This window comes from Tritonibacter aquimaris (assembly GCF_009617595.1).
GTDB classification, from domain to species: domain Bacteria; phylum Pseudomonadota; class Alphaproteobacteria; order Rhodobacterales; family Rhodobacteraceae; genus Epibacterium; species Epibacterium aquimaris.
Genome location: NZ_WIXK01000007.1, coordinates 93307 through 118060, shown reverse-complemented (window position 1 = coordinate 118060; position 24754 = coordinate 93307). Strand labels below are relative to the sequence as shown.

Below are 24754 nucleotides of genomic sequence, written 5' to 3'. Positions count from 1 at the left end.
CTGATCACATATGTCACTGGCGGCGGATTTTTTCCAAGATGCGCCGCCAGCCGCCGGGCACCAGAAAAAACGACACCCCAAAGCCCACGGCAAATCCCGCCAGATCTGCAATCCAATCCGGGCGGCTGCCAAACAGTAGCCCAAACACCAGTTGCACACCCATAAGCATGCCAATCAGGCTAAAGGCACGGGCTTGCTGCGCGCCAACCGCCCCAAGCGCGATCCAGCGCACAAAGGTGAACGCGCCAATCAAACCATAGACCGCAGGAAAACCACCGATCAGCGGCATCTGCCCCGGTGCCACAAAAGCGTAGATAGACGCACCTGCAATGCCAGAGATCAGAAACACCAACAGCATCGCCAGCTCACCAAAGACTTCAGCCACCATCTTCCCCAGCGCCAGCAAAAACACGCAAACAAAAAGCGCATGGGTAAATGACAAATGCACAAAGAGATAAGACACAAAGCGCATCATATGCTCAAATGGCCAGCGCCCGGTGTCAGCCATCCACCACAGAATATCCGGCGAGAACGCATAGGACTGTAACGCATCCAGCCGCCAGCCGATCGCGGTTGGGCCGCCCACGATGCCCCGCGCGCCCAGCGAAAACGCGGCTTCAATCCCGATAATGATCACCGTCAGCGCCACAACCACTGCTGGAACGGTGTTGAAAGGGGACTGTATGTCAGGGTTACTCATCCGCTGTGCTCCTCTGCCGCTTGGCTCGGCTGTTGACGATAGGGTGCGCCATGGGTAAGCGACTGGGGTGCAATTATCCAGACGGGAGTTTCCTGACATGAGCGAAACCAGCTTCACCCCGCGCGTCTTTTCGGGCATCCAGCCTTCGGGCAACCTGCACCTGGGCAACTACTTGGGCGCATTGAAGCGGTTTGTGGATTGGCAGGACCGCGATGTGGAATCTATTTTCTGCATGGTGGACCTGCATGCGATCACAGTTTGGCAGGATCCGACGGATCTGAAAAAATCCACCCGTGAACTGTGCGCGGGTTTTATTGCCTCCGGTCTTGATCCTGAGAAATCAATCCTGATCAACCAAAGCCAGGTTCCAGAGCACGCGCAGCTTGCCTGGGTGTTCAACTGCATTGCCCGTATGGGCTGGATGCAGCGCATGACCCAGTTCAAAGATAAGGCAGGCAAGAACGCCCAAAACGCGTCACTTGGCCTGTTTGCCTATCCTGCGCTGATGGCGGCGGATATTCTGACCTATCACGCGACACATGTTCCCGTGGGCGAAGATCAGAAACAACACCTTGAACTGACACGCGATATCGCAACCAAGTTCAACCATGACTATGGTGTCGATTTCTTCCCAATCACTGAGCCGGTGATTGAAGGCGCTGCCACCCGCGTAATGTCACTGCGCGATGGATCCAAAAAGATGTCAAAATCTGATCCCTCTGACGCGAGCCGCATCAACTTGACCGATGACGCTGACACCATCGCCAAAAAGATCCGCAAGGCCAAAACCGACCCGGAGGCGTTGCCGTCCGAGGCAGCAGGCTTGGAAGAGCGCCCAGAGGCACGCAACCTCATCAATATCTATGCGGCGATGAACAATCAAAGCGTTGAGGACGTGCTGGCAGATGTGGGCGGCAGACAGTTCTCAGAGTTCAAACCAATGCTGGCAGAGCTTGCGGTCGCAAAGATGTCACCGATCACAACCGAGATGGCCCGCCTGATGGAAAACCAGGATGAAATCGACAAGATCCTGACCCGCGGCTCAGAGCGCGCCCGGACAATCACCGCGCCGATCCTGCGTAAAACCTATGAAATCATGGGTATGGTTCCACCAGTCGAAGTTTAAATGAACAACCCAAATGCCGCCCCAACCGGGCGGCATTTTTTTAGAGCCGAACCTTGAGGTAAAACCCTCAGAAATAAGAGCTTTTCCTAGGCGCATTGGATTTAGCAAAAGAAAATTTGTTTTTCTTTCATTTCTCGCTTGACCGTTCTCGCCCCAACCCTTAAATCGCCTCCACACAGTCATTAAGACACAGAGTGTTGCAGTGATTGCCAATGTGGCGGAGTAGCTCAGCTGGTTAGAGCAGCGGAATCATAATCCGCGTGTCGGGGGTTCAAGTCCCTCCTCCGCTACCACCAAACCCCAAGATTTTGGAACAGTTAGAGATCAGATCGCTAACGCGCTCTCTGACTTCTATGGGCATACCGCCTTCTTCTGTGGGGGGTACAACGATTTCCGCAATCATATCACGCATAGCATCGCGTGGTTTAGGATAGGGTTGGCCATCCGCCTGCCAGAAGCGTTGCGCACACTTATTCCAACGCTGAAGCAGAGGTTGCAGACGACGCAGGATCGTATTGCAACTGGCATTCCAACTTTTTTCGGTCAGGCTGCCCTCTTGCACTCACCCTGCGACGTTCCTCATCGTCGGCCGCAACAAAGACCCCCAGATTGCATGGATCGGCACGCACTCCACAGAGCTGGGCAAACAGCTCTGGCTGATATGACGCGTTCTCAAAACTGCGTCCCCCGGTGATTTCTACCCGGGGCAATAGACGGCCAACAGCACAGCTCTCAGGGCATGACGTTGTGGTCGCGTAGCCTAAAAACTATTCAAATGCTGACAGCTTTTTCAAAGTAGCCTGGGATATGGCGATGTCCTGCGCAGCAAGCCCCGTGAGATCCGCGATTGTGATCTGAGAGCTGTTTAGACGCCCCTGATGATCCCGGGACAGGATATCTCCAAGTGTCACGACATCTGCTTCGGTCAAACGGCCGCTTTTGTGCAGTGTCTGGAACTCCCCGTGATCAAGCGCCTGTTCCGGTGAGTCACAGACCAGAAGATCCGCATGGGCCGTCAGCTCGGCCTCCAATTCCTGCTTATCCGGGCAATCGGCGCCGATAGCCGTGATGTGGGTACCGGGCCCGATCCAATCCCTGGCGATCAAATGGCGTTGCGCGGGTGTCGTGGCAACTATCGCCTGCGCAGCCTTGCAAGCGGTGGGCAGATCCTCGGTGTTTTGCGCCAGCAGCCCGGCGGCTGTAAGATCCTGTGCAACCGCTTTGGCTTTTTGTGCATCCCGTCCCCAAATGGAGAACGCCAGCCGCCGGTCCGGGACCAGTTGCTGCAGGCACTGTGCCTGATGGCGGGCCTGCAAGCCGGTTCCGACGATCAGAAACCGTTCAAATCCTGCAACAGCAAGCGCGTGGGTCGCCAGCGCACCGCCGATCCCCGTGCGGATATCGGTCAGCCAGCCCTCGTCCTGCAAAAGCGCCAGCGGCGCGCCGGTTTCGGCAGAGAGCACCAGGTTCATCCCATTGGAGCTGGGCAGCCCCTGGGCAGGATTGTTGTAAAACCCGGTCGCAATCTTGATGACAAAGGCACCGTCGCCAGCGATATGGCCGGATTTCACATGGCAATCCCCGGCCACCTCCGGAAAGCCCAGATAGGTGACCGGGGGCGTTTGCACGCGCCCTTGCGCAAAAGCAACATAGGCCGCCCGCACCGCATCAACAGCGGTTTCAAAGTCGAACAGGTCCTGGATCTGCGCTTTATCAAGCTGGATCATAGCCGCGGCTCAACCGTTGCCGTGACGTGCCAGGAAGCCCGAGAATTTGGCCAGACCAGCTGTCAGATCTGCCGTTGGGTTGGTGTAGCCAAGCCGCAGCCAGCCTTCCATATCCAACGCGCTGCCGGGGGTCAGCATCACCCCATCCTCCTGAAGCAACGCCACACAAAGATCGCGCGAGGACATCGCCAGATCATATTTCAGCAGCGCCGTGGTGCCGGAGTTCGGCTCGACCCAGCTGATCAGCGGCTCATCCGCAATCCAGTCTTTGACGATCTGCAGGTTCTCGCGGGTAATCCGGCGCGAGCGTTTCAGGATCTTGTCCCGGTTCTCCAGTGCCATGGCGGCCAGCAGCTCATCCAGATCCGGGAGAAAACCGTTCTCAGGCTTCAGATGCAGCAATTCGATGTCTGCACCGATGCTTTCAGGAATGGAGTAATGCTGCTGGTAGGTCGTGCTGCCCCGACCTCTCGAACAATTCGCCCAGCGAGATCGACTGTACGCAGGTTTCCGCAAGATTGAGTTCGCATTTGGTCTCGAACTCATTCATCCACATTTCAACGCCAAAAGGTCTGATTTCCATGAGGTTCTCCTAAATTCGCAGTTCAGGCCGCAGCCGCGTTATAGACCGCGCGCGCCATGCCAGGTTCGACCTCCATCGATGCGCCGACCACTGAGATCGCAGGCGAAACCGATTTGGCCGCCAGCGCAATGCCCGAGAGCAGCCCGCCGCCCGATAAAGGCGCGACAATCATGTCCGTATCCGGTCGCTTGCTCAGAGTTTCCAGCGCAATTGTGCCCTGCCCGGCAATCACATGCAGGTCATCATACGGATCAGCCCAGGTATAGCCGCGGGTTTCGATCAGCTGGTCCGCATGGGCCTGAGCTTCGTCCTGGGTATCGCCAAGCACGATCACCTCGGCACCAAGATCACGCATCGCCTGACGTTTGTTCTCAGGGCACAGCGAACACACAACCACCCGCGCCTTCTCCTCACTGCTGAGCTGAAGGATGCGGTTCGACGCCCCCCGCAGCTTAAAGCTGCCGGTGGTTTGCAGGTTCTCAAGCTTTAGCCAGATCTCAAACCCGGCCCGTTCTGACAGCGCCTCTGAGAAGACCAGCGGTGTCTTGCGCACAACCGGTGCAATCCGCTGCGCAGATTGCATGATGTCCTGAAGCGAGACGTAGCTGCTGGGCAAAGTCATACCAGCGCCCCCGCATCCAAACCCCTGCGCAGCACAGCCACCAAGAAGGGTCGTTCAGGGCAATTCAAGCTCAGAGCTTTCTTTTCAGTGCCGCCGGAAAATTCTTTCCGACAGCATGGCAGGCGTAAAACCTACAAAAAATCAGTTTTTTGAGAAGTAAACTTCGGCAGCGCAAAAGTATGCAGGCCAGGTTTGGAAAGCCGCCAGTGTCTGCAGAAAAAGATCCACCCGCTTGTCGTCGGCCCTTTTGCAGCTGACCATCTTGATGTCCGTGTCATAAGCGTAAACTTCCGGCAATAAAGACTTTAGCTCGCCGCGTTCAATCCATGGCTAGCAAGCTTGCCGCCTTCCGTCAGCTGGAACCCGCCGCGGCCGCGTTCACACAGCCGAAATCCCATCCGGGTTTCCAGGTTCGAAATCGCCGCGCTGATCGCCGAAAGGCTCATGTTCAGCCCGTATTGCGCCGGGGAAAGCCCGCCTGCGTCAGCGACATGGGCAAAGACTTGCAACAGTTTCAGGTCGGCATCGTGGAGGCGCAATTGAACCGGTATCTGCCTGTCCGAGTCATTCGTTTGCGAAGTTGGCGTATTTTTCTGCAACAGACATGTCCTTCGAATTGACCATGCACAAACTATACCGCCATGCGCCATCTGATGAAACAAAACATGGAGAACTACAAATCAGATCAAATGGATAGCGACTGCTGGACACTCTTCATGCCTGAAATTTCGCCAGCGGGCCAAAATTCTATGCCTGGCGCGCTCCGCTGGATGCCGAGGTGAAACTCACAGCGTAAAGCCTCAAATTCGTTCCGACATCATTCAAAACGTTCGCCCGGCAACACAAAACCGGAGCTCGCCTTGCGTTAAGCTTTGCACAAAAGCGGGTTCCGGTACCGGCTGCATCCCTAGCAATTGCCCGGCTCGCCGGACAATTGCGGTGCTTTAGATGAGCGCAGTCTCAAGTGCGCATTGCAGCGTTCCCACGATCAAATCGATATGCGCGTCCTCCATAATGAAGGGAGGGGCCAACAAGATATGCGCGCCTGTTCTTCCATCAATGGTTCCTCCCATTGGATAACAGATCAGCCCCGCCTCAAAGGCCGCCGCCTTGATCTTTGCGGCCAGCTGTCGCTCTGGCGCAAAGGGTTGCTTGCTGTCGCGATCCTCGACCAGCTCCAACCCCAGAAACAGGCCACGCCCACGAATGTCACCAACATGGGGATGATTGCCAAATGTATCCTCCAGGGCCGCATGTAGCTTTTGCCCCATCGGAACGACCCGCTCTGCTACGCGATCATCAATCAGCCGCTCTAAGACCGCAAGCGAGGCAGCCGCGGCAACCGGATGCCCGATATAAGTATGGCCATGCTGGAAAAAACCACTGCCATCTGCCACCGCATCATAGATTTCTGCGGAACACAGCATCGCACCAATCGGCTGATACCCCGCGCCAAGTCCCTTGGCTACGGCGCAGATATCAGGTGCAATCTCGTCTTGCTCACAAGCGAACAAAGTTCCAGTGCGCCCCATGCCGCACATGACCTCATCCAGGATAAGGAGCACGCCGTTTTGATCGCAAATTTCACGCACCCGTTTGAAATAGCCCTCAACCGGCGGCACCGCACCTGCGGTGGCCCCCACAACCGGCTCTGCAACAAAGGCCATGACGTTTTCAGCGCCAAGTTCTTCGATCTTATCAGCAAGCTCATTTGCAACACGCTGACCATATTCAAATTCACTCTCGCCCGGCTTTTGACCACGATAGGCATAGCAGGGAGAGATGTGGTGGGTTTCAATAAGAAGTGGGCTAAATTGCTCCCGGCGCCACTGATTGCCGCCCGTTGCGAGCACCCCCAGCGTATTGCCGTGATAGCTCTGCTGCCGTGCAATCACATGACGACGCTGCGGTTGGCTGCGTTCAACAAAATACTGACGCGCGAGTTTGAGCGCGCTTTCCATTGCTTCCGATCCGCCAGAGACCAGATACACCCGATCGAGCCTCTTTGGCGCATGCGCAATCAGCTTATCTGCAAGCGCTTCGGCGGGCTGGGATGTCATAAAACCCGTGTGGGCAAATGCAACCTGATCAAGCTGCGCCTTAATCGCGGCTGTGACCTTGGCATCGGAATGCCCCAGACAGGACACCGCCGCACCGCCGGATCCATCAAAGTAGCGTTTGCCGTTCTGGTCCACCAGAAACACCCCATCCCCATAAGACACGGTTGGAAGCTTCTTGTGACAATGGCGTGGAAAAATATGGCTCATGACTGCTGGTCTTTCAGAAGGGAGCGGCCCATCGCACGCGCCGCTTGGACAATTCGGCTGATGTTTTGCGCATTGTCGCGCGCAAGCTCTCCATCCGCGCCATGGATGTTGTTTTCAAAGCCAATGCGCACATGCCCGCCCAATCTCAGCGCCTCTGCGGCCACATCGTGTTCATGCGGGCCAAAAGCACAGACGGTCCAATTGGGGAAATCATCCCCCAATGCCTGTACAAAGGGGGCAACTTCCGCACTCTGCGCGTCGCGTGCAGGATTGTATTTGCCAAACACCAGCAGGATGTCACGCATATCATCCGGCACATCACCGCATTCAAGCAGTTGGCGCAGCAGCTCAAGATCCTCGAGACTATAGAGAATATGTTGCACCTTGATCCGTGCGTCGTTGCAAAATCCATATAGATCCTGGGTGATCTCAGGCGTTCTGCATATCTCTCGCACCGAGATGCTCGCCGAAGAGGGCCGCAGCTCCTGCAGCAGGGCAAATTGCTCTGCTGGGGCATAGCGGCCAGCAGCCTCGGTCGTTACCTGCACCGCAAGCCCGGGGGCCAGATGGCGAACCGCAGCTATTGCCTGTTGATACAAATCAACCGACAGCGAATGCGCACCATCTGCTTCACGCACATGCAAATGGATTTCATCCGCGCCCGCATCCCAACAGCTTTTGGCCGTCTGCGCGATCTCCACCACCGACAGCGGCAGGTCTGGGTGATCAGCTTTCTGCCGCCGCGCTCCGTTTGGGGCAACGGTCACTTTTGCGGGTGCCATTTGGGAAAGCCCCCCCATGCGCCCCCCCTCGTGTTGGGGCTTGTGCTGGTCCTGATCAGTCACTTTGTGCTCATTCCTCTTGTGCATTTGCGTCGCCAATGTCAGCGCCACCGCAAGTTTGGCTCAGTCAGGAATCACTGAAACATATGTTTCATGATTTGACTTTGATTAAAACGTTTGGAAAAATGCCGTCAAGGGAGGGTTTCGTGAATTCCGAGATAAGAATTGAAGAGCGCGTGTCGCAGAAGTATTCAGACCTCAGCGCCAAGCTTCGGGTTGCCGCTGATTTTGTTGTGGCCAATCAAATGGAAGTGGCCACCAGATCCCTGCGCGCGGTCTCCAGCGGCAGCGCTGTCTCGCCCACTGCTTTTTCACGCCTCGCACGTGCCCTTGGATTTGAAAGCTACGAGGCGCTGCGCGAATCCTGTCGAAATGGGCTTTGGGATCGTGGGGCGTCCTTTGCAGAGCGCGCTGAGCGGTTGCGCAGCACTGAAACCGAAACCTCATCCATTCTGGAACAGCACGCCTCTGCCTGCATGAGCAATATTTCGGAAATGGCAGGCGCAATAGCCACGGACAAACTGAAGTATTCCGTTGACGTTATATGTAAAGCGGATAGTGTTGTTTTGTTCGGGGCGTTTAGCTCAACTGGCATTGTCGAATATATGGCATATCTTGCGCAGTATTTTTCTTCAAACTGGACCTTGGCGGGGCGCATGGGGGCTTCGCTTGGTAGCGCTATGGCTGGCCTGTCCGAAAAAGACGTACTGCTTATTGTCACCAAGACCCCCTATGCCCGCCGTGCGGTGCTTGCGGCTGAGATGGCCAAGCAAAGCGGAGCACATGTGATCTTGATCACCGACAGCCATGCCTGCCCGGCCATTCGCCACGCCGACAGTGCCTTTATTGTGCCCTCCAACAGCCCGCAGTTTTTCTCATCCTACGCGGCCACGATCGCATTGATGGAAACACTGGTAGCAATGGTGGTGGCACAAAGCGGCACCGAGGCAACCAGACGCATCGGCAAGGTTGAAGAGACAAACCGTAAACTCAGCGAATTTTGGACCGAATAACAAACACATAAATTCATAAATAAACACACAAAGGGAGAAGACGATGATTGAGAAACTGAAACTAGCAGGTGCCGCCGCTGTTGCATCACTGGCTTTCACGGCCACCGCAAGCGCGGCTGAGTTCATTTCCATCGGCACCGGCGGTGTCACGGGTGTTTATTACCCAACCGGCGGCGCCATCTGCCGCCTGGTCAACAAAGGCCGCAAGGAACACGGCATTCGCTGCGCTGTGGAATCCACCGGCGGCTCGGTATACAATATCAACACCATCAAAGGTGGCGAGCTAGAGTTTGGTGTGGCGCAGTCCGACTGGCAGTATCACGCATATAACGGCACCTCAAAGTTTGCTGACAACCCCTTTCCGGGCATCCGCGCCGTCTTCTCGGTACACCCTGAGCCGTTCACACTAATTGTACGCGGTGACAGCGGTATCGAAGACTTCGCCGGTCTCAATGGCAAACGCGTCAATGTGGGCAACCCCGGCTCTGGTCAGCGCGCCACGATGGAAGTTGTCATGGGGGCCTTTGGTCTGGGCATGGATGATTTCGCCCTAGCAACCGAATACAAAGGCTCGGAAATGGCCAAGCAGCTGTGCGACGGCAATATCGATGCGATGATCTACACCATCGGTCACCCGGCAGCGGCCATCAAAGAAGCCACCACCACCTGTGATGCGCGCCTTGTGTCGGTTACTGGCCCGGAAATCGAGAAACTGGTTGCTGACAACCCGTTCTACCGCACCGCCACAATCCCCGGCGGCACCTATCAGGGCACTGATGGCGACACCCTGACCTTTGGCGTTGGTGCAACCTTTGTCACCTCTGACAAAGTCTCCGATGAGGTGGTTTACGTTGTGGCAAAATCCGTGATGGAAAACATCGAAGATTTCCGCAAGCTGCACCCTGCTTTTGCCAATCTTGATGCAAAAGAAATGGTCAACGACGGTCTCAGCGCGCCACTGCACCCCGGTGCGGCCAAAGCCTATGAAGAACTGGGCCTGAAGTAAGAGGCACTGCCTGAACCAGAAAAAATCAGGCGTGTCCGATCCTTGGATGGGGCACGCCGTCTTATTTTAGGGGATAGCATGTCACAGCAGGATCACACGCAGGGCAGCTCCGCTGCCGACGCCATGGTTGCCGAAGCCGATACCGGCGCGCGCAGCGCCACAGGCTTTCAAGGACGTATCATCATCTCGCTTTGTATCATCTGGTCAGTGTTTCAGCTGTACATCGCGTCAAAACTGCCGGGCATTCTGGCGCAGATGACTGGGTTTTCCGATTTTGCCAATATTGTTGCGCAGGCGCGCTACGTGCATTTGGCCTTTGCGATTGCACTGGCGACATTGGCCTTCCCGCTGCTGAAATCCTCTCCACGCAACCGCATCCCGCTCTATGACTGGATTTTACTGATCCTTGGCGTGGGGGCCTGCCTCTATCTGATCTTCTTCAGATATCAAATCGCGGATCGTCCCGGCCTTTGGACCACCACTGACATTGCCGTCTCTGCCACCGGCATGGTGGTTTTGATGATCTGCGTCTATCGCGCCCTGGGGCTGCCGCTGGTTGTGATTGCCACGGCCTTTGTGATGTTTGCCTTCTTTGGTGGCTATTCTGAATGGGTACGCGAGATCACCAATTATGGCGGCGCATCCCTCAGCAAAGCGCTTGGCCACTACTGGATGCAGACCGAAGGTGTCTTTGGTGTGGCCCTTGGGGTCTCCACCACGATGATCTTCCTGTTTGTGCTGTTTGGCGCATTGCTGGATCGCGCCGGTGGCGGCAACTGGTTCATCAAGGTGGCAATTGCCCTTCTTGGTGCCCTGCGCGGCGGGCCTGCCAAAGCTTCGGTGTTGTCGTCCATGCTGACCGGTATGATTTCCGGCTCATCGATTGCCAACACGGTCGCCACCGGTACTTTCACCATTCCACTGATGAAACGCATCGGCTTCCCGGCTGAAAAGGCCGGCGCGGTTGAAGTTGCCTCATCTACCAACGGCCAGCTGACACCACCGGTGATGGGGGCCGCGGCCTTCCTCATGGTGGAATATGTCAACATTCCCTATATCGACGTCGTCAAACACGCCTTTTTGCCTGCGGTGATATCCTACATTGCGCTGCTGTATATTGTGCACCTTGAAAGCCTGAAAATGGGCCTTGAAGGATTGAAAAAGAGCGGTCGGCGCATTGGCGTTATGATGATCATGATCCTGTTTTTGTCGGGTTTCATCTTCCTCGGCGTGGCAGCTTTCCTGATGATCGGTGTACGGGCGCTGCTTGATCCTTTTATGGGAGATACGATCTATGCAGCACTGGCGATTGTTGCGGTGCTCTATGTGGTGCTGGTGGCGATTGCGGCACGTTACCCAGATGTCGAAGTTGACGATCCAAACGCAAGCGCCCCAACCGCGCCGCGGCTGACGCCCACATTGCTGGGCGGTGCATACTTTGCGCTACCGATCTTTGTGCTGGTGTGGAACCTGATGGTGCGCACCGAAGATCTCGATCGCCTGTCCCCTGCGCTTTCGGCGTTTTGGGCGACGATATTCATGGTAATTGTTGCGCTCACCCATCGCCCGCTCAAAGCCTTTTTCCGCAATAGGGATTTTTCCGGCGAGTTGACCGCTGGCTGGCGCGACTTTGTACAAGGTCTGATTATGGGCGCCAAGAACATGATCGGCATCGGCGTTGCAACTGGCGCTGCGGGTATCATTGTTGGCACTATCTCTCTGACGGGCGCACATCAGGTGATTGGTCAGGTGATTGAAGTTGTCTCCGGCGGCAATCTCATGGTGCTGCTGTTCCTCGTGGCGGTTTTGTCACTGATCCTTGGAATGGGTTTGCCCACAACTGCAAATTACATCGTTGTCTCAAGCCTGATGGCACCGGTGATCATCACCGTGGGCGCACAGGCAGGTCTGACAGTGCCGCTGATCGCGGTCCACATGTTTGTGTTCTACTTTGGCATTCTGGCGGATGACACGCCGCCTGTTGGGCTTGCGGCCTATGCTGCGGCCGCGATTTCACGAGGTGATCCAATCAAGACCGGCATCCAGGGCTTTGGCTATGATATCCGCACTGCGCTTTTGCCGTTCCTGTTCATCTTCAACACGGATCTTTTGCTGATTGATGTGGGGCCCACCAAAGCCGTGTTTGTCTTTGCCATCGCCCTGATTGCGATGCTTCTTTTTGCGGCTGCAACCCAGGGCTATTTCATCGCAAAATCCCGCATGTGGGAAAGCGTTCTGTTGCTGGTTATTGCCTTTACCCTGTTCCGTCCCGGCTATTTCCTGGATCAAGTGTCTGAGAAATACGCAGAGGCAAGCGGCGAAGCAGCAATTGCCCTGATGTCAGAACAGGAGACGCAGAGCACCATCCGATTGATTGTTGCAGGACCGGATTTCGACAATCCCGATGACATTCGCCGCACCACCATCGAGATTCCTGCACTCGCTGGAGATGGCACCGCAGCCTTAGACGCGCAGGGCCTAACCGCAATGATTGATGGCGAGGTTCTAGCGCTAGAAGAACCATTCCCTGGCACCCCACATTTTGACAGCCTTGGAACGGAGTATGATTTCTACGGCGACACACCGGTGCAGATCGAAAAGATCCAAGTCGAAAATGATCGGATGCCCAAGGAAATCTTCTTTATCCCAGCCTTCCTACTGCTTGCAGGGCTGGTCATGATCCAGCGCCGACGCGCCACCCAACCGGCGTTTTAACGGAGGTACTAACGATGTTTGATACCATTCTCCTTGCCGTGGACATCAACGATCTCAAAGGTGCTGAACGCCCGGCAGAAACCGCGGTTCTGTTGGCAAAATCACATGGGGCAAAGCTCCATGTGATGAATGTGGTGCCCGATTTTGGCATGGCAATCGTCAGTTCATTTTTCACCAGCGATCACAACAGCCAAATTGTTTCCGATGCCAAAACCGCATTGGAATCCTGGGCAACAACGCTTGTAGATGCGCCTAAGGATATGGTGCTGCACGTGGATCAGGGCTCGGTCTATGAACAGGTTCTGGCAGAAGCAAAGAAGATCAGGGCCGATGTGATTGTTGTTGGGGCCCATAAATCACAACTGAAAGACTATCTTATTGGCCCCAATGCCGCACGGATTTCGCGCCAGGCGCAGCAATCGGTGTTTGTTGTGCGTTAACCTGCAAGTGGCCCATCTTTAGGTGACCTGTCTTTGGCAAGGCTCTTCTGGGGCCGCGCTCTGGCCGAAGCGGCAACTCCCGAGACCACGAAAATGCCCGCAAATCCTTTGTGGATTGCGGGCACATTTCAGTTTTTAGCGCAATCCACCAACTGCCGAGGGGATCGTCGCTCCCTCGCCAAACCCACGGCGCGGGCTGCGCAAGGCAAATTCCGGCAATTTCGACAGCAGCAGGCGCACTGCATCTTGCCCGGTCCCTTCTGAACGCAACACCTGATTGATCACGCTCAACACCCTGATCGCAGGCGGGAAACCCGGATTTTCTGCCAGGGCACGTTCTGCGCGATCAGAGGCTTCTTCGAAACGTCCCGCCGAAATATGCGCCACCGCAGACATGGTCTCATAGTAGAATTTCTGCGGCCCGATTGGCATGATCGCCCGCGCGGCCTCAGTAAACTCAACCGCGCGGTCTGGCATATCCAAATAGGCGCAGGTCAGTCCCTTCAACCCCAGCGCCAGCGCTTCATTGGGATTGTCTTCCAACGCCAGCTCAAACGACGCATACGCCGCGTCGAAATTGTAAGACAGCTGACAGTCAATCATCCCATTCAACGTATGCGCCAGAGAATAAAGCGGATCCTCGGCAAGCGCGGCCTCAGCATAGCGACGTGCAGCGGCCAGATCGGTGGCGCGGCTGTCAGAAAGCCCATGCTCAAACCGCAACACGTGCCAGATACCCTGCCAGCATTGCACCGTTGGGTGGCCATTTTCACGCTCATTCAATGATTGCAAAATATCTCGGGCCTGATCGAACATGGCCCGCTGCCCCATCTGCATCATCGCGATCGCAGACATGAGCAACGTGTGGTTCTCCAGGTCGCTAAGCGGTGTAAAAGAGACCATATCCATTGCATCGCCCCAAATGGTGCGAGAAATATCGCGCACCATCTTAAGAGCAATCGCAGTATTGCCGCTTTGCCCCTCAGAGACGTCACATTCATAGCGGCGCGACCAGATCAATTTTTGGCGACGCGTGTCATGCAAATCCAGATCAATAACCACCTGATCCTGAGACGGAGCCACAAAGCCGCCAACCATAAATGCGGCACGCGTTGCCTCCCCCACTTCGGCGGGGGTTGTGACGCGTGGATCAAATTGCTTTGCAGCCATATAAGATGTCACGCTGAAAGCCTGCGAACGCGCTAGGCTGCGGGTGAGATCCTCAGTCAACTGCGACATGCCGGCCCGTTCAACGTCAACAAAATTGCTCATTTGAAACGGCAATACGGTCACCGCGGGCAACACGCTGTCTTTGACCCGGCGCAGACGGCCTGTTGAGCCTGAGGAGACGGGTTTTGCGATTGCACCCGGCACTTTGGTCTGGACGCGCATCTTTTCCAACCATTGGGAGAATTTCTCTTCATGTGAGAGCTCAAACCCCTCCATGAACTCTCCCTTTGCTGGATCCTGATCGACCTCGACTTGATCCATACGTAGGGTAACGCGTTCCCGATTGGCGATCAAAAGGCGCGATATTTCAGGGCCAAGATGCCGTTTGAGCGTGGAAAGCGCGGTTCGGAGACTGGCTTTTGCCTGCTCCGGCTGAGACAGACACCATAGTGTATTTTCTAGAAAAGAACGGGTACGAACACCGCCCTCGCCCGAGGTCAAAAGCGCCAGAAGTGCCTGATGCTTTGCCCCTAGGGGAATGTTGCGCCCATCAGCGTGGAATACGCCAAAGGCCCCAAAGTGCCGAATTTTCAATAATACAACCATTTTGACCACCAAATGCGATAGACACCTAAAAATAATATTATCCGATAATAAATCTATGGCAAGCATTACAACCAAAAATTGCATAAAACAATATCGGAGTGTTAAAGTCAGGCGGTGAGTTCGGGATTTGTGCGGATAAATGCCCAAATCAACCTTAACGATTACGTGAAAAACATACATCGCAAAGGCTGATATAAAGCCAGCGCGAAACCACACAACTCGCGACATAGCGCCATGTGGTGCATCAGCATGTGGTAGAATCGCTGCAGAGTGGATCTTAGCTGCGCCAGACCTCAGCGCATAGGTTCAGACCGACTGATCTCCCGCCAGATCCCGCAATATCGGGCAATCCGGACGGCTGTCGCCAGCACAACAATTGACCAGCTCCAACAAAGTGTCCCGCATCGCTTGCAGGTCCGTGATTTTAGCTTCGATCTTGGAGAGGTGCTCCTGCGCGAGGCTTTTCACATCCGCGCTCGCACGTGTGTCGTCTTCATAAAGGCCCAAGAGCGTGCGGCAATCTTCAATGGTAAATCCCAAAGCCCGCGCGCGCGCCAGAAAGGCGAGCTTGTGCAGATCACTTTCCACAAAACATCGGTAGCCATTGGCGCTGCGGTGCGGTTCGATCAGGCCAATGTCTTCATAGTAACGTATGGTCTTTGCGGGCAAACCCGACCGTTCCGCCACATCTCCGATATTCATGTCACGCCGTCCTCTTGATCAACCGCAGCTCAGGGTTATCCACCCTCCACATGTAGGGATGGTTTGAGACGACGCAAGCGCAAGGCGTTGGATAGAACCAGAACAGATGAGGCAGCCATCGCTCCGGCTGCCAATGCCGGTGAAAGCTGTGGCCCGCCAAATGGCACCAATAGACCAGCAGCCACTGGCACCAACAACACATTGTAGCCAAAAGCCCAACCAAGGTTTTGACGGATATTGCGCAATGTCGCCCGACTGATCTTGAGCGCATTGACCACCCCCATTGGATTGCCCGATGAAAGCACCACCTCTGCCGCTTCAATCGCCACATCAGTGCCTGTGCCCAGCGCGATCCCACAATCAGACGCTGCCAAAGCAGGCGCATCATTGATGCCATCCCCAACAAAGGCCACCGCACCAAATGTGGTCTGCAACTCTTGTAACGCCGCAAGTTTTTCCTCCGGCAGGCATTCCCCGTGCACAATATCAATGCCAAGCGCGTGCGCCACATAGGTCGCAGTGCCAATTGCATCACCAGAGATCATCGCGACCGCAAGCCCGCTGTGTTTCAAAGCCGCCACGGTCTGTGCAGCCTCTGCCCGTATCGGATCGCTCACCGACATTAGCGCGGCCGCTGCGCCATCTACGGCCAGCACAATTGGTGTAGCGCCCTGTTTCGCCAGTTCATCCGCCTTTGCAGACCAGCTTGCGGGCAGAACTGCGCCATCCGCAACAAACGACAGCCGACCAAGCACAACAGCCTGATCCGCGACTTGAGCAGTGATCCCTTTTCCTGGAACCGCAACCAAATTCGTCGCGTCCTGCAATTCCCCCTCATGCGCAGATACAATCGCATGGGCGATCGGATGTTCCGATTGGGCTTCAACCGCGGCCGCAACAGCAAGCGCGCGCTCCCGGCTCCACCCCTCTGCGCAAAATACATCCTGCAACACTGGATGGCCTTCTGTCAGGGTTCCGGTCTTGTCGAACACCACCAGATCAATGTTGCTGAGCTCCTGCAAAGCAGTGCCTTTGCGAAACAACACCCCCATCTGCGCAGCGCGCCCCAGCCCCACCATGATCGAGGTTGGCGTTGCAAGCCCCATAGCGCAGGGGCAGGCAATGATCAGCACAGCCACGCCTGCGACCAGGGCAAAGCTGCCGCCCTGCCCCACCGCAAGCCAAATCACTACGGTCAGAAACGCAACCAGCAAAACAGCGGGCACAAACCACAGGGTGATCCGATCCACCAACGCCTGCACCGGAAGTTTGGTGCCCTGCGCCTGCTCGACCAGAGAGATGATCCGCGCCAGACGCGTTTCTGCGCCCACACCGCGCACCTCAATGTCAAGAACAGCAGTACCATTGACGGTCCCCGCACTGACCTCATCGCCAATGGTTTTGACATTGGGCACTGGCTCCCCGCTGAGCATGCTTTCATCCACCGCTCCGCTGCCCGAAATCACCAGGCCATCAACCGCAACCCGTTCACCCGGACGCAGGCGGATGCGATCTCCGGGCACAATCTCGGCAATGGGCGTTTCAATCGTTTGCCCATCTTTGATCACCAGCGCGGCGTCAGGCTGCAACCCTGCAAGCGCGCGAATAGCTTCACCGGTTCGCCCTTTTGCCCGCGCTTCAAGCCAACGACCCAAAAGGATCAAGGTCACAATAGTTGCCGCAGATTCATAATACACGTGCACAGCGCCCGCCGGGAACAACCCCGGCGCAAAGGTCGACACCAGTGAAAACCCAAAAGCAGCGGACGTGCCCAGCGCAACCAGCGCATTCATATCAGGCGCACCGCGCATCAGGGCGGGAAGACCTCGGGCAAAAAAACGACGCCCCGGCCCCAGCAAAACAATTGCTGTCAGCACAGCCTGCAGCGGCCAAAGCACGGCCTGGCCAATGTTTGCCATCAACCAATGGTGCAAGGCCGGGATTGCATGCCCCCCCATTTCAAGCACGAAAACCGGCAAGGTAAAGGCAAGCGCCCAGAAAAAATCACGACGCAAAATCTGTATTTCAGCATCCGGTGACTGCGCTTCTGCTGCGTCTAGCAACTGCGCGCCAAACCCGACCTGTTTCAACGCGACCTGCAACTGCCCCACATCCGCAGCGCCATCGATATACCGTACGCGCGCTTTGGCGTCGGTCAGGGTCACTGTAACAGCTTGCACCCCATCCAGAGCTGCAAGCGCAGCCTCTGCCCGCGCCACACAGGAACCGCAGTGCATCCCCTCCAATTGCAGGGTGATATCGCGCTCTGCCAGCGGGTAACCCGCCTTTGCGGCAGCGGCGACCATATCGCTGAGGATAGACGCCCGCTCAACCTCAACGCTGGCTGTGGCCGTGGCCAGATTGACGGAAGCATGTTCAACACCTGCCACCGCCTGCAACGCGCGTTCCGCACGCCCGGCGCACCCCGCGCAATTCAATCCGGTCACCGGTAAGGCATATTCGATATGGGCCACAGCTTCGCTCCCCAGTCCATCTGGAATAGAATTCTGATGACGCATATGAGGCTTCCAGTGAGTGGAAGGTCAAGCCCGCGCAGCCATCAAAAACATGCCATGGGTGATTTGGTCGCATTTTCAAATTTGATACAGTCGCAATCTCAAAGCCAAACGTCGCTCAACTGGTTGAGAACGTTGTGATGCTATGATTTAGTGGTACCGTTTCTTCCTACACACCGGAAGAAGTCGGCCTATCTTAACAGCGGCGGTACGACCGCTGTTCGCCTTGGCACGTTACCGAACCCAAAGGAAACCCAACGATGATCCGCACCCGCGCCGCAGTTGCCCTTGAAGCAGGCAAGCCTCTGGAAATTATGGAAGTGAACCTTGAAGGCCCAAAGAAAGGTGAGGTTTTGGTTGAAATCAAAGCCACCGGCCTGTGCCACACGGATGAGTTCACCCGATCGGGTGCAGATCCTGAAGGTTTGTTTCCATCTATCTTAGGGCACGAAGGCGCAGGTATTGTGGTTGAGGTTGGCGAAGGCGTGACCACGCTGGAACCGGGCGATCACGTCATCCCGCTTTATACGCCAGAATGCCGTGAGTGCCATGCCTGCCTGTCGGGCAAGACCAACCTTTGCACAGCTATTCGCGGCACCCAGGGCCAAGGCCTGATGCCAGACGGCACAACGCGGTTTTCCATGCTCGATGGCACGCCGATCTATCACTACATGGGCTGCTCGACATTTGCCAACCATACGGTACTGCCAGAAATCGCGCTGGCCAAAGTCCGCAAGGACGCGCCGTTTGACAAGATCTGCTATATCGGTTGCGGCGTAACCACTGGCATTGGCGCAGTGATCAATACAGCCGGCGTAGAAATCGGCTCTTCTGCGGCTGTGTTTGGCCTGGGCGGGATCGGCCTGAATGTGATTCAGGGTCTGCGCATGGCCGGAGCCGATAAAATCATCGGCGTCGATCTCAATGACGACAAAGCTGTGATGGCGCGCAAATTTGGCATGACCGATTTTGTGAACCCTTCCAAACTGAACGGCCAAAGCGTTACAGAAGCGATCATTGAACTGACCAAGACAGAAAAAGACAGTTTTGGCGGCGTGGATTATTCATTTGACGCAACCGGAAATGTGCAGGTGATGCGCGATGCGCTGGAATGTTCGCACCGGGGTTGGGGCGTATCTGTGATCATTGGTGTGGCCCCTGCAGGTGCCGAAATCTCTACCCGCCCGTTCCAGCTTGTGACCGGTCGCGTATGGAAAGGCACCGCATTTGGCGGCGCAAAAGGCCGGACAGATGTGCCAGAGTTTGTTGACTGGTACATGAACGGCAAGATCGAGATCGATCCGATGATCACCCACAAACTGACATTGGATGAAATCAATCACGGTTTTGACCTGATGCACAAAGGGGAATCCATCCGTGCTGTGGTCGAATTCTGAACCTCACATTCGATAGAAACACGCACAGCCGCGGGACAAACCCCGCGGCTGCCGCACTTGAGCATCCCCACGACCCGGATGCTCAGGAGGAGACTTGCAATTCCACCGCATCAAGGCTGACCTCATAGCCCCAAAGACGACGCAGATGCAGCAGCACCTCTTCGCGATTTTCATCCTGCAGATGAATACCATCCCGCACCGTATGGGTGAGCTTCAGTTCACGGTCGCCTTTTAGATCCGCATCCGTCACCTGAATGTCAGGCTCGAGATAGGCCAGATCATATTGCTTGGCCAAAGCGCGGCGGATCGCCTTGTAACCCGCACGATTGTGGATCTGACTAACCACCAGATTGGGTTGCGTCTCATCATCAGCGAGCGCAAACAGCTTGAACTGACGGATAAGATGCGGTGACAGGAACTGTTGGATGAAACTCTCGTCGCGATAGTTCTCCCAGGCATCTCGCATGACTTTGCGCCAATCCGGATCACCGGCAAACTCTGGGAACCACTCCCGATCCTCATCGGTCGGGTTCTGACAGATGCGGCGAATGTCCTGCATCATCGCAAAACCCAGCGCATAAGGATTGAGGCCGGAAAACCGCGGATCGTCGAATTCTGGCTGCAGCACCACATTGGTGTGGCTGTGCATCATCTCCATCAGCGCACCTTGGGTGATACGGCCCTGATCATAAAGTTTGTTGATGATGTAGTAATGCACAAAGGTGGCGCAGCCTTCATTCATCACTTTGGTTTGCTTTTGCGGATAGAAATACTGCGCCAGCATCCGCACGATGCGCAGGATCTCTCGTTGCCAGCCTTCCAATACCGGGCTGTGTTTTTCCAAGAAATAGAGGACATTTTCCTGTGGCAGGTTCATCGCCTTGCGACGGCTGCTGTAGGGCTCATCGCGAAAGGCTTCGCTCTTGTCTTTGCCCAGCGTGTTATCAGTCCAGATTTCCAACAGGGTCTGCGCGCTTTCATAGCCATCGCGTACCCGCTGCATCGCTTCCTGCTCTGCCGCCGTGGGTTTGGGCGGCCTGCCATAGCGAAACACGCCCTGGCTTTGCAATGCATGCGCTGCGTCCAAGATTTCCTCTACTGCATCAAGGCCATACCGCTCCTCGCAGGCCGCGATGTAGTTTTTGGCAAACGCGAGATAATCCTGAATACCATCCGCATCAGTCCATTGCCGGAACAGATAATTGTTTTTGAAAAAATGGTTATGACCAAAGGCCGCATGCGCCATCACCAGGGTCTGCATCGCCATGGTGTTTTCTTCCATATTGTAGCTGATGCAGGGGTTTGAGTTGATCACGATCTCATAGGCCAGCCCCTGACGCCCGGTGCGATAGAGCGCCTCATCACGGGCGAAGTGTTTCCCAAAAGACCAGTGATGATACATCAACGGCAAGCCAACGCAGGAATAAGCATCCAACATCTGTTCGGCTGAGATGATCTCAATCTGGTTGGGATAGACGTCGAGCCCCAGATCTTCGAGGGCGATCTGCTCAATCGCATCGCGCGCGTCTTCCAAAAGCTCAAAAGTCCATTCCGGTCCGTTGAACAGCAGGTTTGGCGCGTGGTCTTTATCCAGCATTCGTCACCCCTTTCCCTTTAGGCAGGAAAAACTCGCGGAAAATCGGATAGATATGGGATGGGAAGGCCACCCGTTGCATTTCAAAATGCGCCATCTCCGATTGCACATCACGATAGTTCTGCCATAGATCTTCCCCCGCTTCCGGGTTCAGCAACAGATGATCAGCATTTTCCTCAACGATCTCAACATAGGCGTAAAACTGGCAGATCGGCATGATGTGCTCCATCAAGAGCGCCTTGCAGCGCGCCGAGTCATTGCCAAAGTTCTCCCCATCAGAAGCCTGCGCCCCGTAAATGTTCCACTCATCTGGCGGGTAACGTTCTTCGATGATTTCTTTCATTTTTTCCAACGCGGTTGAGACAATGGTGCCACCGGTTTCGCGCGCGTAGAAAAATGTCTCTTCATCCACCTCCTGCGCATGATGGGTGTGACGCACGAACACGATTTCCGTGTGCTCATAGGCCCGCGTGAGGAAGAGGTGCAGCAGCAAGAAAAACCGCTTTGCCAGGTCTTTTTCCCGCTCCTGCATCGAGCCAGAAACATCCATCAGGCAAAATACAACAGCGCGGGAATTGCGAATTTTTTCCGGCACATAAGTGTCGTAGCGCAGATCCAGCGGATCAATATAGCCCACAACCCGACGTTTACGCCGGATGGTCTCAAGCTTCTGGTGCAGCTCGTCCAGCGTTGCTTGCTGGCTTGGGGAACGGGCCTCAATCTCCTCCAGTTCAGCAATCTGTTGCTCAAGTTCCGTCTCTGACGCGCGCGACGGGCGCTGCAGTGCAATACGTCGCCCCAGCGAATTGCGCATGGTCCGCACAAGATTGAGATTATTGGGCGTGCCAGCGGTGGTCAGCCCCGCGCGGCGGGTGCCGATCGTCTCGGTCTCTACCGTCTGTTTTTCGACAAGATCCGGGAGTTCCAGCCCATCAAACAGGATCTCCAGATATTCATCGCGGGTCAGTGTGAAAGAAAATTCATCCGAGCCGTCCCCATCTTCCGAGCCTTGCTTGCCACTTTCGCCGCCACCAGACGGTGGCCGCTTGATCTGGTCGCCAACAACAAAGTCTTTATTGCCCGGCAGCACATGCCGCCGGTGTCCCCCTTTGCCATCGTGGAAGAAGCGCGGCTCTTTCAACCCCTTGGAGGGAATGGTGATTTTCTCACCCGATCCGGCTTCTGCCGCGCCATCCTGGATTGATTTATCCCGGACGGAGCGGTCAACCCGCTCCTTTATGTTTTCGCGCGCCCGGCGCAAGAACCTTTGGCGATTGCCGAGGCTCTTGCCCTTGGGATTTGCACGCCTATCAATGAAATGGTGCATATATTACCCCGCCTTATTGACGCGCATGTACCATTCCACCAGACGCCGCACTTGCCGATCGGTGTAGCCATGACCCCGCATCCGTTCGACAAACTCCTGGTGTTTACCCTCGGTTTTGCTGTCTTTTTTGCTTCCAAAGGAGATCACCGGCAGCAGTTCTTCCACTTGGCTGAACATATGCTTTTCGATCACATCGCGCAGTTTCTCGTAAGAGTTCCATGCAGGATTTGATCCCGTATTCGCACGATGACGGAGGGAGAACTTGACCACCTCATTGCGGAAATCTTTGGGATTGGCGATACCACAGGGCTTTTCGATCTTGGAAAGCTCCGCATCCAGGATCTCACGATCATAGAGCTGGCCCGTATCAGGGTCTTTGTAATCCTGCTCTTCGATCCAGGCATCTGCATATGAGATATAGCGATCAAAGACATTCTGGCCATATTCAGAATAGCTTTCCAGATAGGCTTTCTGGATCTCATTGCCGATGAATTCCTCATACCGTGCGGCGAGCTCAGTCTTGATGAACTCAAGATATTTTGCCTCGGTTTCGGTTGGGAATTGCTCGCGTTTGATCATCTGTTCCAGCACATACATAAGATGCACTGGATCGGCGGCAACTTCTTCGGTGTCGAAGTTGAAGACAGACGACAGCACCTTAAAGGCAAATCGGGTTGATACCCCATCCATCCCCTCATCCACGCCGGCGCGATCCTGATACTCCTGAACCGTTTTGGCCTTAGGATCGGTATCTTTCAGGCTTTCGCCGTCGTAGACACGCATTTTGGAATATAGGTTCGAGTTTTCATGCGGCTTCAGGCGCGTCAGCACCGAGAAGCGGCTGAGGATCTTCAACGTCTCCGGCGCGCAGGGCGCATTGCGCAGCTCACTGTTTTCAATGAGTTTATCGTAGATCTGCGTTTCATCAGAAACCCGCAGGCAATAAGGCACTTTTACAATCGACACCCGGTCGATGAATGCCTCATTGTTTTTGTTGTTTTTGAACGACTGCCATTCGCTTTCATTGGAGTGCGCCAGGATCAACCCGTTGAACGGAATCGCACCAAAGCTTTCCGTCCCCATATAGTTGCCTTCCTGGGTCGCGGTGAGCAACGGATGCAGCATCTTGATCGGCGCTTTGAACATCTCAACAAATTCAAGCACACCTTGGGTGGCCCGATTCAACCCGCCTGAGAAGGAATAAGCGTCCGGGTTATCCTGGCTGAAATGCTCCAGCTGGCGGATATCCACTTTGCCAACAAGGGTTGAAATGTCCTGATTGTTCTCATCGCCAGGCTCCACTTTGGCAACGCAGATGCGGCGCAGGCGGGAGGGGTGCACGCGAACCACGGTGAATTTGTTGATATCACCTTCAAATTCATCAAGCCGCTGCACGGCCCATGGTGACATCAGCCCCGGCAACCTATGCTGGACAATGCCAAATTCCTTTTCCAGCACCTTGCCCATTTTGATCGGGTCAAACAGGCCAAGTGGGCTTTCAAAGATCGGGGAAATCTGGTCGCCTGCTTTCAGCACGTAAATAGGCTGGTCTTCAACGAGGCGTTTGAGCCGCTCTGCAAGCGAGGACTTGCCTCCGCCGACCGGACCCAGAAGGTACAGAATTTGCTTGCGCTCTTCGAGGCCTTGCGCTGCATGACGAAAATATCCCACGATCCGCTCGATCGTGTCTTCCATGCCGTAAAAGTCTGCAAAGGCTTTATATCGTTTGATCGTTCGGTTCTGGAATATTGGTCCCAGTCGCGCATCCTTGGATGTATCAACTAGTTCTTCGTCACCAATCGCCTTGAGCATGCGTTCCGCCACATTGGCATACATGCTTGGGTCATCGCGACAGCCGAGAAGATAATCCTGCAAGGACATCTCCTGCTCTTTCGTTTGCCCATACTGTTCGGCAAAGATTTCGGCGATATTCGTCATATGATCGAGCCTCCTGATCTATTTTTGCGCCCGTTCCTCCTGGGGTATTTCAGTGCACAGACAGACCGCCCCCATACGTGGGCCATGATGCTGTCCGCGTCGTTCTTGAGTTCTGAATTCTGCTCGGCGCCGCGACCAGTTGCGCGCGTCCCGCCTCTCGCCTCTCAGGGGCGATGAATGGCCGGGAACCTGTCGTCGCGGCGTCGTCTGTTTGTCTACCAGAGTACTATATTTGCGTGTTTCACGCTATCAGTAACTGGTGTATTTTCGCTTAATTGCCACAAACTTTTATCAAACTTTAGTTCACAAGCCGGAGATTTAAGCAAAAACTCACCCGCTAAAGTTGTGACGCTACCAGCGATTTCAGCACAAAAACCCACCAAAAGTATGACGACCCGGGGTTTATGCCATCCTTACTGGTATGCTGGCACGAAATAGACGAGGGGCGCATAACTTTCTTTAT

The 24754-nt window shown here is 55.3% G+C and carries 19 protein-coding genes and 1 tRNA gene; 7 read left to right on the top strand and 13 right to left on the bottom strand.

The genetic code is table 11. The features are described 5' to 3' along the window. Positions 1-13 precede the first annotated feature (13 nt). Positions 14-700, bottom strand: coding sequence for a rhomboid family intramembrane serine protease (locus tag GG681_RS13905; protein WP_235899967.1), 687 nt, complete (start codon positions 698-700; stop codon positions 14-16). A 97-nt stretch (positions 701-797) separates the two neighbouring features. Between GG681_RS13905 and trpS the strand changes: the two genes are divergently transcribed. Continuing rightward, complete coding sequence (gene trpS / locus GG681_RS13900; protein ID WP_153548623.1) at positions 798-1826, top strand: tryptophan--tRNA ligase; 1029 nt, start codon at positions 798-800, stop codon at positions 1824-1826. Positions 1827-2042: 216 nt separating this feature from the next. After that, positions 2043-2119, top strand: a tRNA-Met gene (locus GG681_RS13895). A 474-nt stretch (positions 2120-2593) separates the two neighbouring features. Here GG681_RS13895 and GG681_RS13890 read toward each other — a convergent pair. The 6 genes from GG681_RS13890 to GG681_RS13865 form a co-directional block, all read right to left on the bottom strand. After that, complete coding sequence (locus GG681_RS13890; RefSeq protein WP_153548622.1) at positions 2594-3553, bottom strand: ornithine cyclodeaminase family protein; 960 nt, start codon at positions 3551-3553, stop codon at positions 2594-2596. 9 nt (positions 3554-3562) lie between these two features. Next, positions 3563-3955: an aminotransferase class I/II-fold pyridoxal phosphate-dependent enzyme gene (locus tag GG681_RS13885; RefSeq protein WP_328593390.1), complete on the bottom strand. Its 393-nt coding sequence runs from the start codon at positions 3953-3955 to the stop codon at positions 3563-3565. 203 nt (positions 3956-4158) lie between these two features. Beyond that, positions 4159-4758, bottom strand: a complete 600-nt coding sequence (locus GG681_RS13880) for a threonine ammonia-lyase (protein WP_153548621.1) — start codon at positions 4756-4758, stop codon at positions 4159-4161. 305 nt (positions 4759-5063) lie between these two features. Next, positions 5064-5357, bottom strand: a complete 294-nt coding sequence (locus tag GG681_RS13875; RefSeq protein WP_194287186.1) for a helix-turn-helix domain-containing protein — start codon at positions 5355-5357, stop codon at positions 5064-5066. Positions 5358-5702: 345 nt separating this feature from the next. After that, positions 5703-7025 carry an aspartate aminotransferase family protein gene (locus GG681_RS13870; protein WP_153548619.1) on the bottom strand — a complete coding sequence of 441 codons (1323 nt, stop codon included), beginning with the start codon at positions 7023-7025 and terminating at the stop codon, positions 5703-5705. After that, positions 7022-7870: a BKACE family enzyme gene (locus tag GG681_RS13865; RefSeq protein ID WP_194287185.1), complete on the bottom strand. Its 849-nt coding sequence runs from the start codon at positions 7868-7870 to the stop codon at positions 7022-7024. The genes GG681_RS13870 and GG681_RS13865 overlap by 4 nt, the downstream gene beginning before the upstream one ends. A gap of 143 nt (positions 7871-8013) precedes the next feature. On the opposite strand from GG681_RS13865, the gene GG681_RS18070 reads away from it, so the two are divergent. The 4 genes from GG681_RS18070 to GG681_RS13845 all read left to right on the top strand — a co-directional run bounded on the left by GG681_RS18070 (position 8014) and on the right by GG681_RS13845 (position 13041). After that, positions 8014-8880 carry a MurR/RpiR family transcriptional regulator gene (locus tag GG681_RS18070; protein WP_194287184.1) on the top strand — a complete coding sequence of 289 codons (867 nt, stop codon included), beginning with the start codon at positions 8014-8016 and terminating at the stop codon, positions 8878-8880. A 43-nt stretch (positions 8881-8923) separates the two neighbouring features. Continuing rightward, positions 8924-9886, top strand: a complete 963-nt coding sequence (locus GG681_RS13855; RefSeq protein ID WP_153548616.1) for a TAXI family TRAP transporter solute-binding subunit — start codon at positions 8924-8926, stop codon at positions 9884-9886. Positions 9887-9964: 78 nt separating this feature from the next. Next, entirely contained in the window at positions 9965-12601 is a 2637-nt protein-coding gene (locus GG681_RS13850; RefSeq protein ID WP_153548615.1) for a TRAP transporter permease, read from the top strand. A 14-nt stretch (positions 12602-12615) separates the two neighbouring features. Further along, positions 12616-13041 (top strand): universal stress protein, encoded by a 426-nt coding sequence (locus tag GG681_RS13845; RefSeq protein WP_153548614.1) that lies wholly within the window; start codon positions 12616-12618, stop codon positions 13039-13041. A gap of 135 nt (positions 13042-13176) precedes the next feature. On the opposite strand, the gene GG681_RS13840 is transcribed toward GG681_RS13845, so the two are convergent. From GG681_RS13840 to GG681_RS13830, 3 genes are all read right to left on the bottom strand, one after another. After that, the gene (locus GG681_RS13840; RefSeq protein ID WP_153548613.1) at positions 13177-14817 is read right to left on the bottom strand and encodes a transcriptional regulator; all 1641 of its coding nucleotides are present in this window, start codon (positions 14815-14817) and stop codon (positions 13177-13179) included. Positions 14818-15123: 306 nt separating this feature from the next. Then, positions 15124-15519 (bottom strand): Cu(I)-responsive transcriptional regulator, encoded by a 396-nt coding sequence (cueR, locus tag GG681_RS13835; protein WP_153548612.1) that lies wholly within the window; start codon positions 15517-15519, stop codon positions 15124-15126. 35 nt (positions 15520-15554) lie between these two features. Further along, on the bottom strand, positions 15555-18038 hold the full coding sequence (locus GG681_RS13830; RefSeq protein ID WP_153548611.1) for a heavy metal translocating P-type ATPase: 2484 nt from the start codon (positions 18036-18038) through the stop codon (positions 15555-15557). Positions 18039-18298: 260 nt separating this feature from the next. Here GG681_RS13830 and GG681_RS13825 point away from each other — a divergent pair, with 260 nt between their 5' ends. Then, entirely contained in the window at positions 18299-19432 is a 1134-nt protein-coding gene (locus tag GG681_RS13825; RefSeq protein ID WP_328593396.1) for an S-(hydroxymethyl)glutathione dehydrogenase/class III alcohol dehydrogenase, read from the top strand. A gap of 82 nt (positions 19433-19514) precedes the next feature. Here GG681_RS13825 and GG681_RS13820 read toward each other — a convergent pair whose 3' ends face one another. From GG681_RS13820 to GG681_RS13810, 3 genes are read right to left on the bottom strand one after another with little or no spacing between them, the layout of a single operon-like run. After that, positions 19515-21029, bottom strand: a complete 1515-nt coding sequence (locus GG681_RS13820) for a SpoVR family protein (protein WP_153548609.1) — start codon at positions 21027-21029, stop codon at positions 19515-19517. Next, a complete protein-coding gene (locus GG681_RS13815) occupies positions 21019-22353 on the bottom strand; it encodes a YeaH/YhbH family protein (protein ID WP_153548608.1) in 1335 nt (444 codons plus the stop codon). Before GG681_RS13815 ends, GG681_RS13820 begins: the two co-directional genes overlap by 11 nt. A 3-nt stretch (positions 22354-22356) precedes the next feature. After that, complete coding sequence (locus GG681_RS13810; protein WP_153548607.1) at positions 22357-24291, bottom strand: PrkA family serine protein kinase; 1935 nt, start codon at positions 24289-24291, stop codon at positions 22357-22359. Positions 24292-24754: the final 463 nt, after the last annotated feature.

What these genes read in the sequence shown, in the direction of transcription:
- GG681_RS13905 (WP_235899967.1), bottom strand. Translation starts at nt 700, where the DNA reads ATGAGTAACCCTGACATACAGTCCCCTTTCAACACCGTTCCAGCAGTG.
- trpS (WP_153548623.1), top strand. Translation starts at nt 798, where the DNA reads ATGAGCGAAACCAGCTTCACCCCGCGCGTCTTTTCGGGCATCCAGCCT.
- GG681_RS13890 (WP_153548622.1), bottom strand. Translation starts at nt 3,553, where the DNA reads ATGATCCAGCTTGATAAAGCGCAGATCCAGGACCTGTTCGACTTTGAA.
- GG681_RS13880 (WP_153548621.1), bottom strand. Translation starts at nt 4,758, where the DNA reads ATGACTTTGCCCAGCAGCTACGTCTCGCTTCAGGACATCATGCAATCT.
- GG681_RS13870 (WP_153548619.1), bottom strand. Translation starts at nt 7,025, where the DNA reads ATGAGCCATATTTTTCCACGCCATTGTCACAAGAAGCTTCCAACCGTG.
- GG681_RS13855 (WP_153548616.1), top strand. Translation starts at nt 8,924, where the DNA reads ATGATTGAGAAACTGAAACTAGCAGGTGCCGCCGCTGTTGCATCACTG.
- GG681_RS13850 (WP_153548615.1), top strand. Translation starts at nt 9,965, where the DNA reads ATGTCACAGCAGGATCACACGCAGGGCAGCTCCGCTGCCGACGCCATG.
- GG681_RS13845 (WP_153548614.1), top strand. Translation starts at nt 12,616, where the DNA reads ATGTTTGATACCATTCTCCTTGCCGTGGACATCAACGATCTCAAAGGT.
- GG681_RS13840 (WP_153548613.1), bottom strand. Translation starts at nt 14,817, where the DNA reads ATGGTTGTATTATTGAAAATTCGGCACTTTGGGGCCTTTGGCGTATTC.
- cueR (WP_153548612.1), bottom strand. Translation starts at nt 15,519, where the DNA reads ATGAATATCGGAGATGTGGCGGAACGGTCGGGTTTGCCCGCAAAGACC.
- GG681_RS13830 (WP_153548611.1), bottom strand. Translation starts at nt 18,038, where the DNA reads ATGCGTCATCAGAATTCTATTCCAGATGGACTGGGGAGCGAAGCTGTG.
- GG681_RS13820 (WP_153548609.1), bottom strand. Translation starts at nt 21,029, where the DNA reads ATGCTGGATAAAGACCACGCGCCAAACCTGCTGTTCAACGGACCGGAA.
- GG681_RS13815 (WP_153548608.1), bottom strand. Translation starts at nt 22,353, where the DNA reads ATGCACCATTTCATTGATAGGCGTGCAAATCCCAAGGGCAAGAGCCTC.
- GG681_RS13810 (WP_153548607.1), bottom strand. Translation starts at nt 24,291, where the DNA reads ATGACGAATATCGCCGAAATCTTTGCCGAACAGTATGGGCAAACGAAA.